General features: G+C 42.4%; 7 protein-coding genes. 5 read left to right on the top strand and 2 right to left on the bottom strand.

All coding sequences use genetic code 11. The features are described from left to right. Positions 1–35 precede the first annotated feature (35 nt). Complete coding sequence (locus B3R79_RS02845; RefSeq protein WP_168261468.1) at positions 36–311, bottom strand: GIY-YIG nuclease family protein; 276 nt, start codon at positions 309–311, stop codon at positions 36–38. Further along, a complete protein-coding gene (locus B3R79_RS02850; protein ID WP_293693627.1) occupies positions 295–1,056 on the bottom strand; it encodes a tRNA1(Val) (adenine(37)-N6)-methyltransferase in 762 nt (253 codons plus the stop codon). The genes B3R79_RS02845 and B3R79_RS02850 overlap by 17 nt, the downstream gene beginning before the upstream one ends. A 116-nt stretch (positions 1,057–1,172) precedes the next feature. On the opposite strand from B3R79_RS02850, the gene B3R79_RS02855 reads away from it, so the two are divergent. From B3R79_RS02855 to B3R79_RS02875, 5 genes are all read left to right on the top strand, one after another. Then, entirely contained in the window at positions 1,173–1,919 is a 747-nt protein-coding gene (locus tag B3R79_RS02855; protein ID WP_204984941.1) for a lysophospholipid acyltransferase family protein, read from the top strand. Positions 1,920–2,021: 102 nt separating this feature from the next. Beyond that, on the top strand, positions 2,022–2,690 hold the full coding sequence (locus B3R79_RS02860; protein WP_293693634.1) for a helix-hairpin-helix domain-containing protein: 669 nt from the start codon (positions 2,022–2,024) through the stop codon (positions 2,688–2,690). Beyond that, positions 2,683–4,914: a DNA internalization-related competence protein ComEC/Rec2 gene (locus B3R79_RS02865; protein ID WP_293693630.1), complete on the top strand. Its 2,232-nt coding sequence runs from the start codon at positions 2,683–2,685 to the stop codon at positions 4,912–4,914. The genes B3R79_RS02860 and B3R79_RS02865 overlap by 8 nt, the downstream gene beginning before the upstream one ends. A 48-nt stretch (positions 4,915–4,962) precedes the next feature. Beyond that, on the top strand, positions 4,963–6,000 hold the full coding sequence (holA, locus tag B3R79_RS02870; protein WP_293693632.1) for a DNA polymerase III subunit delta: 1,038 nt from the start codon (positions 4,963–4,965) through the stop codon (positions 5,998–6,000). Positions 6,001–6,086: 86 nt separating this feature from the next. After that, complete coding sequence (locus B3R79_RS02875; protein ID WP_293693636.1) at positions 6,087–6,695, top strand: superoxide dismutase; 609 nt, start codon at positions 6,087–6,089, stop codon at positions 6,693–6,695. The last annotated feature ends 34 nt before the right edge of the window (positions 6,696–6,729 follow it).

A 6,729-nucleotide genomic window follows, 5' to 3' on the forward strand; every position in this document is an offset into this window, starting at 1 on the left:
AGAAATTATAGAGCCGAAAAATCTATCAAGATGTCTTATCCTGATAGATTTTTGTGTTGTTTGATGTAGTCTAATTTTGCCTGTCGTGTTTTTCGCTTGAAGTGGCTTTCTGCGGACATGGCAGCTTGTTTGCTTTCAAAGCTTTCTTGATAGATGAGTTTAACAGGTAAGCGGGCTCTGGTGTATTTGGCACCCTTACCTTTATTGTGGGTCTGTATGCGTCTATCAACATCGGTGGTATAGCCTGTGTAGAGCGTTCCGTCTGCGCATTCGACCACGTAGAGATAGGCTAGTTTAGTGTCGTTTGGCATTTTTTCCAAAATAGATTTCAAAAATAGCGTCAGTGTACTCTCCGTTTTCTTTGTGGACAAAAAGTGGTGGGAGAATTTTCAGTCCATCTGTGGAGCCATCTTTGATGGCTTCAATGAGAAGCATATTAGCATCCTTGCCCATTTTAGGATAAACAAATTGAATGCGTTTTGGAGCTAGATTATACTGACGCAAGGTGTCGATGATATCAAGAAAACGGTCAGGACGATGCACCATGGCAAGGCGTCCGTTGGATTTGAGGGCGTGGCGTGCCACTTCGCAGATTTCGTCCAAATTGGTCGTAATTTCATGCCTAGCAAGTAAATAGTGCTCAGAGAGGTTTTTCTTTGATGTTTCGGATACTTTGAAATATGGAGGGTTACAAAGAATCAAATCAACACCTGAACGGGGGACATGGTTGAGTAGATTTTTCAAATCATCTTGCACCATCTGCACTTGGTTTTCCAAGTGGTTGAGCTGGATAGAGCGTTGTGCCATATCAGCCAAGCGTTCTTGAAGTTCCACTTCGATAATAGGAGCCTTGGTGCGTGTGCTAGCAAAGAGCCCCACAGCCCCATTTCCTGAACAAAGGTCAACAATTAAACCACGTGAAGGTATTTTTGGAAAACGAGAGAGCAAGATACTGTCGATAGAATAGCTAAAAACATCCTTGTTTTGAATGATTTTTACATCTGTCGAAAAGAGTTGGTCAATGCGTTCACCCGCTTTTAAAGTTACATTAGTCATGCCATTTATTATAGCAAATTTTAGAGCAAGTCACTAGCACGCGGCACATTTATTCTTCCTAAAATAACTCAACCGTGGTACAATGTTAAGGATAATGAAAGAAAAGGAGCCCGCCTGTGTTTTATACGTATTTGCGAGGATTAGTTGTATTTCTTCTTTGGATTTTTAATGGCAATGCACATTATCATAATGAAGATAAAATATTGAGCAAGGATGAAAATTACATTTTGGTAGCGCCTCACCGAACGTGGTGGGACCCGATTTACATGGCTTTTGCGGCTAGACCAAAAGAATTTATTTTCATGGCTAAAAAGGAATTGTTTACCAATCGGGTTTTTGGTTGGTGGATTCGCATGTGTGGTGCCTTTCCAATTGACCGTGAAAACCCTGGTAGAGATGCCTTACGTTACTCAATTAATATGTTGAAAAAAAGCAATCGCTCTTTGGTGATGTTTCCAAGTGGTAGCCGTCATTCAACAGATGTGAAAGGTGGGGTTGCGGTTATTGCCAAAATGGCAAAGGTTAAGATTATGCCTGTCGTTTATGCAGGTCCAATGGACGTTAAAGGGCTCTTGACAGGAGAGCGTGTTGACATGAACTTTGGGAACCCAATTGATGTGTCAGATATTAAACGCATGAATGATGAAGGGGTTGAAGAAGTCGCTCATCGCATTCAGACCGAATTTGATCGTTTGGATGCTGAAAATGCGACTTTTCATGTGGATAAAAAGCCAAATCCATTGACTTACATTTACCGCATTCCGTTAGGACTCATTGCCCTTGTTGTGGTGATTTTAACCTTGATTTTCAGTTACTTTGCTAGCTTTGTTTGGGATCCAGACAAACACCGTAAAATGAATTAAACCAAAAATGCTCGGCTATTAGCCGGGCTTTTTTCGAATAAATAAGTAGAAGTGGTCAAAAACCACAAAATCACAAATAAGGGAGTTAGAGTGTTGGACGTTATTTTGGAAACTATCAAAGCAAAAGTATCAGAGCATAAGGCCTTGGCAGCGAGTTTTGGGACTGTGTTTGCCATGTTGCTGGCTTTTTTTGTTTGGTCACAAGTCACTCAGCCTAAGGTGGAAGCCGAAAGCTCTTTGCCTGTCATTAGTAGCCAGTTGGCAAGCAGCAGTTCAGAGCAGGTCAAAAGCAAAACGGCGAGCAGCCAGTCTCAAACGACAAGTGGCAAAATAGTTGCGGACATCAAAGGGGCAGTGACCAATGAAGGTGTGTATGAGTTGCCTGCTGGCAGTCGGGTGACTGATTTGGTCAAAATGGCAGGTGGCTTCACGGAAGAAGCAGACCGAAAATCTGTGAATTTAGCTGAAAAGGTAAGCGATGAAGCTGTGGTTTATGTGGCAAAGATTGGGGAAGAGGTAAGTCCAGCCACAAAATTCCCCTCAACGGCCAGCGGTAGCCAGACAGAAGCTGCTACTGGTACCATCAATTTGAACACGGCGACAGCAACAGAACTTCAGATCATTTCAGGTATTGGGGCCAAACGTGCGCAAGATATCATTGATTACCGTGAGGCAAATGGCGGTTTTACTTCGGTTGAAGAATTGAAAAATGTGTCAGGTATCGGAGATAAGACCCTAGAAAAACTCAAATCAGAGGTGAGCATTGATTAACTATTTTCCCATTAAGCCAATTCAATTGGCTTTTTTAGTATTGTTGCTTTATTATTGGTGTTTCTCGCAAGCTTTATATTGTGGGTGTTTGCTATTAGTGGCCTTGCTACTTTTATGGAAACAGTACGGTTTTAAAAGATTAGGGCAGGTCTGCTTGTGTTTGGTAGGCTTTGCAGGTTTGTTTCTATACCAGGTGCAACAAGCAAATAACGCTTACCGCTCAGCTCCCTCTAAGCTTCAACACATTCAGATAATACCAGACACTCTGTCAGTCAATGGGGATTTGCTCTCTTTTCGCGGTAAGGCAGATGGACGGACCTACCAAGCTTTTTACAGATTGTCATCGGAAAACGAGCAAAAATGGTTTAAAAATCTATCCCAAACAGTACTTTTATCTGGTGATATAGAGCTAGCAGAAGCTACGCCCCAGCGTAATTTCGGTGGTTTTGATTATCGGACTTATCTAAAACATGAAGGAATTTACCGTATGGCTACCGTGTCAGAGATTATGGAGATAAAGGCGGTTTCTTCTCTAACGTTTGTGGAAAGGTTGCATGAGTGGCGTCGTCAAGCCATTGTTAGCATTCAGCAGCATTTTCCAGCTCCCATGCAGCACTATATGACAGGGCTTTTGTTTGGTTATTTGGACAAGTCTTTCGCGGAAATGAGTGATATTTACACGAGTTTGGGCATTATTCATCTGTTTGCCTTGTCAGGTATGCAGGTTGGCTTTTTTGTAGGGATTTTTCGGACCTTCTTTTTGCGTCTGGGCTTGCGCCGTGACCAGGTGACGGTATTGCAAATGCCATTTTCCTTTGTTTATGCTGGGTTGACCGGTTTTTCCGTTTCTGTGATTCGAAGTTTATTGCAAGCTATTTTGGCACCATTTGGCATTAAACGATTGGACAATCTAGCTCTGACAATGCTGAGTTTGTTTCTAGTGATGCCCTCATTTTTGCTGACGACGGGCGGCGTTTTGTCGTTTGCTTTTGCGTTCATATTAAGTCTGGTGCAGTTTGATGACTTGACACGTCATTCTAAAATATTTGCTGAGAGTATCGCTATTTCGTTGGGGAGTCTGCCCTTGCTCATTTATTTTTTCTCGGTGTTTCAGCCCTTGTCGATTGTTTTGACGGCTTGCTTTTCATTTGCCTTTGACGTGGTTCTCTTGCCGCTTTTGTCCCTTGTTTTTCTCCTATCGCCTTTTGTTAAGCTGACCTTTTTAAATGGCTTATTTGTGTTTTTGGAGCAAATCATCAAGGTAACTAAGGGAATGATTGGAGCACCGCTGGTTTTTGGCAAACCCCATCTAGCTATTTTGCTGCTTTTCTTTCTAATATTAGGAATCTTGTACGATGTTTACCGTCGGAAAAAGCTGGCGCTTTTCTTGCTTGCCGTGGTCGCTCTACTCTTTTTTCAAACCAAGCATCCGCTGGAAAATGAAGTGACGGTGGTCGATGTTGGGCAGGGAGATAGTTTGTTTTTGCGAGATGTGACGGGCAAAACGCTGCTCATCGATGTGGGTGGCAAGGTTGGTTTTGGAAAGAAAGAAGCGTGGCAGGAGTGTTTCAGTGATAGCAATGCGGAACGGACGCTGATTCCTTATCTTAAGAGCCGAGGGGTCGGAAAAATTGACCAGTTGGTTTTGACCCACACCGATGCAGACCACATGGGGGATATGCTTGTTCTAGCCCAAGAAATGCCGATTGGCGAGGTTTTGGTCAGTCAGGGAAGTTTGACTAAGACAGATTTTGTGGCGAAATTGCAAGTCATGAAAACCAAGGTTCGAGCGCTCCAAGTAGGTGATATGCTGCCTATCATGGGTAGTCGCTTGCAGGTGCTCTATCCCCATGATGTAGGCGACGGTGGCAATAATGATTCGATGGTGCTTTATGGACAATTGCTGGGCAAACGCTTCTTGTTTACAGGGGATTTAGAAAAAGAGGGCGAGCAGGATTTAATGGCTACCTATTCTCATTTACCAGTGGATGTTTTAAAAGCAGGCCACCATGGTTCAAAAGGTTCCTCAAGTCCAGAATTTTTAGCCCATATTTCCCCTCAAATGGCTCTGATTTCAGCAGGAGAGAAGAATCGTTACAAGCACCCTCACCAAGAAACCTTGGAACGTTTTAATCAGCAAGGTTTGCGCATTTACCGCACAGACCAAGAGGGCGCCATTCGGTTTAGAGGATTGACACATTGGCAAATCGAAACGGTGCGATGACTTGTTTGCCACCATGACGCTTGAGGGGATTTTTGATATAATAATGCTATGATTGCAATTGAAGAAGTGGACACACTAAAAAAGGAAAACCTAAGCTTGATTACAGTGGTGACAGGCGAGGATTTGGGTCAATTTTCCCAGCTGAAAGAACGCTTGATGGAGCGTGTGGGTTATGACAAGGACGATTTGACCTATTCTTATTTTGACATGGCTGAGGTGGATTATGAAGATGCTGAGATGGACCTTGAGAGTTTACCTTTTTTTGAAAACCAAAAGGTCGTGATTTTTGATAATCTGCTTGATATTACGACGTCTAAAAGAGCCTACTTGGATGACAAGGCCCTCAAACGTTTTGAAGCTTATTTGGAAAATCCTTTGGAAACGACGCGTTTGATTATCTACGCTCCAGGAAAATTGGACGGCAAACGCCGTTTGGTTAAGATTCTCAAGCGTGATTCCAGAATTTTTGAAGCCAAGCCTTTAAAAGAAGCAGAACTCAAAACTTATTTTCAAAAATTAGCGCATAAGGAAAAATTGACCTTTGATTCTGGGGCTTTTGACGCCTTGCTGTTGAAGTCTAACTATGATTTTAGTGAGATGTTGAAAAACATTGCCTTTTTAAAATCCTACAAGGCAGACGGTCATATTACGACAGATGATATTAGCCAAGCCATCCCTAAGACTTTGCAGGATAATATCTTTGATTTGACGCAGTTTGTGTTAAATGGCAGAATTGATGAGGCGCGTGACTTGATTCGTGATTTGCGTTTGCAAGGAGAGGATGAGATTAAGCTGATTGCGATTATGCTGGGGCAATTTCGGATGTTTCTACAAGTCAGCCTCCTAGCTCGTCAGGGCAATAACGAGTCGCAGATTGTTAGCCGCTTGTCTGATTATCTTGGCCGTCGGGTCAATCCCTACCAAGTCCGATTTGCGTTGCGGGATTCAAGGCCTTTATCCATTGCCTTTTTAAGATTAGCCATCAAGATTTTGATTGAAACCGATTATGCCATCAAAACAGGGACTTATGACAAGGATTATTTGTTTGATGTTGCCATTTTAAAAATCGCTCATGAACGCCATTGAAATCACTTAAAAAAGCGGTCAAATTATTTGCCCGCTCTGCTATTTTCTTATAGAATAAGAGTACAAAGATGAAAGAGGTAATCCGCATGGCTATTATTTTACCAAACCTACCTTACGCATATGACGCTCTTGAGCCTTATATTGATAAAGAAACCATGATTTTGCATCATGATAAACACCACGCTACTTATCTAGCAAATGCCAATGCTGCATTGGAAAAACACCCTGAAATTGGGGAAGATTTAGAGTTTTTGTTGTCAGATGTGACACGCATTCCAGAAGACATTCGTCAAGCCCTCATCAATAATGGTGGTGGCCACCTTAACCACGCGCTTTTCTGGGAATTATTGACGCCTGAAAAACAAGAACCAACAGCAGAAGTTCTAGCAGCTATTGAAGACGCTTTTGGCTCATTTGAAGACTTTAAAACAGCCTTTACCCAAGCAGCCACAACTCGCTTTGGCTCAGGATGGGCTTGGCTAGTGGTCAACCAAGAAGGCGAATTAGAAGTGATGTCAACAGGTAACCAAGATAACCCAATTTCACAAGGCAAACAACCTATTTTGGGTCTTGATGTGTGGGAACACGCTTATTACCTCAAATATCACAATGTTCGTCCAGATTACATCAAAGCTTTCTTTACCATTATTAATTGGGAAAAAGTCGCAGAATTATATAAAGCAGCAACTGCCTAAGTTGTTCGCTGAAAAATCGGCTCATTGTCAACTG

The sequence above is a fragment of the Streptococcus sp. UBA3373 genome, assembly GCF_002360305.1.
GTDB lineage: Bacteria > Bacillota > Bacilli > Lactobacillales > Streptococcaceae > Streptococcus > Streptococcus alactolyticus.

Coding starts and splice junctions, on each gene's coding strand:
- B3R79_RS02875 (WP_293693636.1), top strand. CDS start 6,087: ATGGCTATTATTTTACCAAACCTACCTTACGCATATGACGCTCTTGAG.
- B3R79_RS02850 (WP_293693627.1), bottom strand. CDS start 1,056: ATGACTAATGTAACTTTAAAAGCGGGTGAACGCATTGACCAACTCTTT.
- B3R79_RS02845 (WP_168261468.1), bottom strand. CDS start 311: ATGCCAAACGACACTAAACTAGCCTATCTCTACGTGGTCGAATGCGCA.
- holA (WP_293693632.1), top strand. CDS start 4,963: ATGATTGCAATTGAAGAAGTGGACACACTAAAAAAGGAAAACCTAAGC.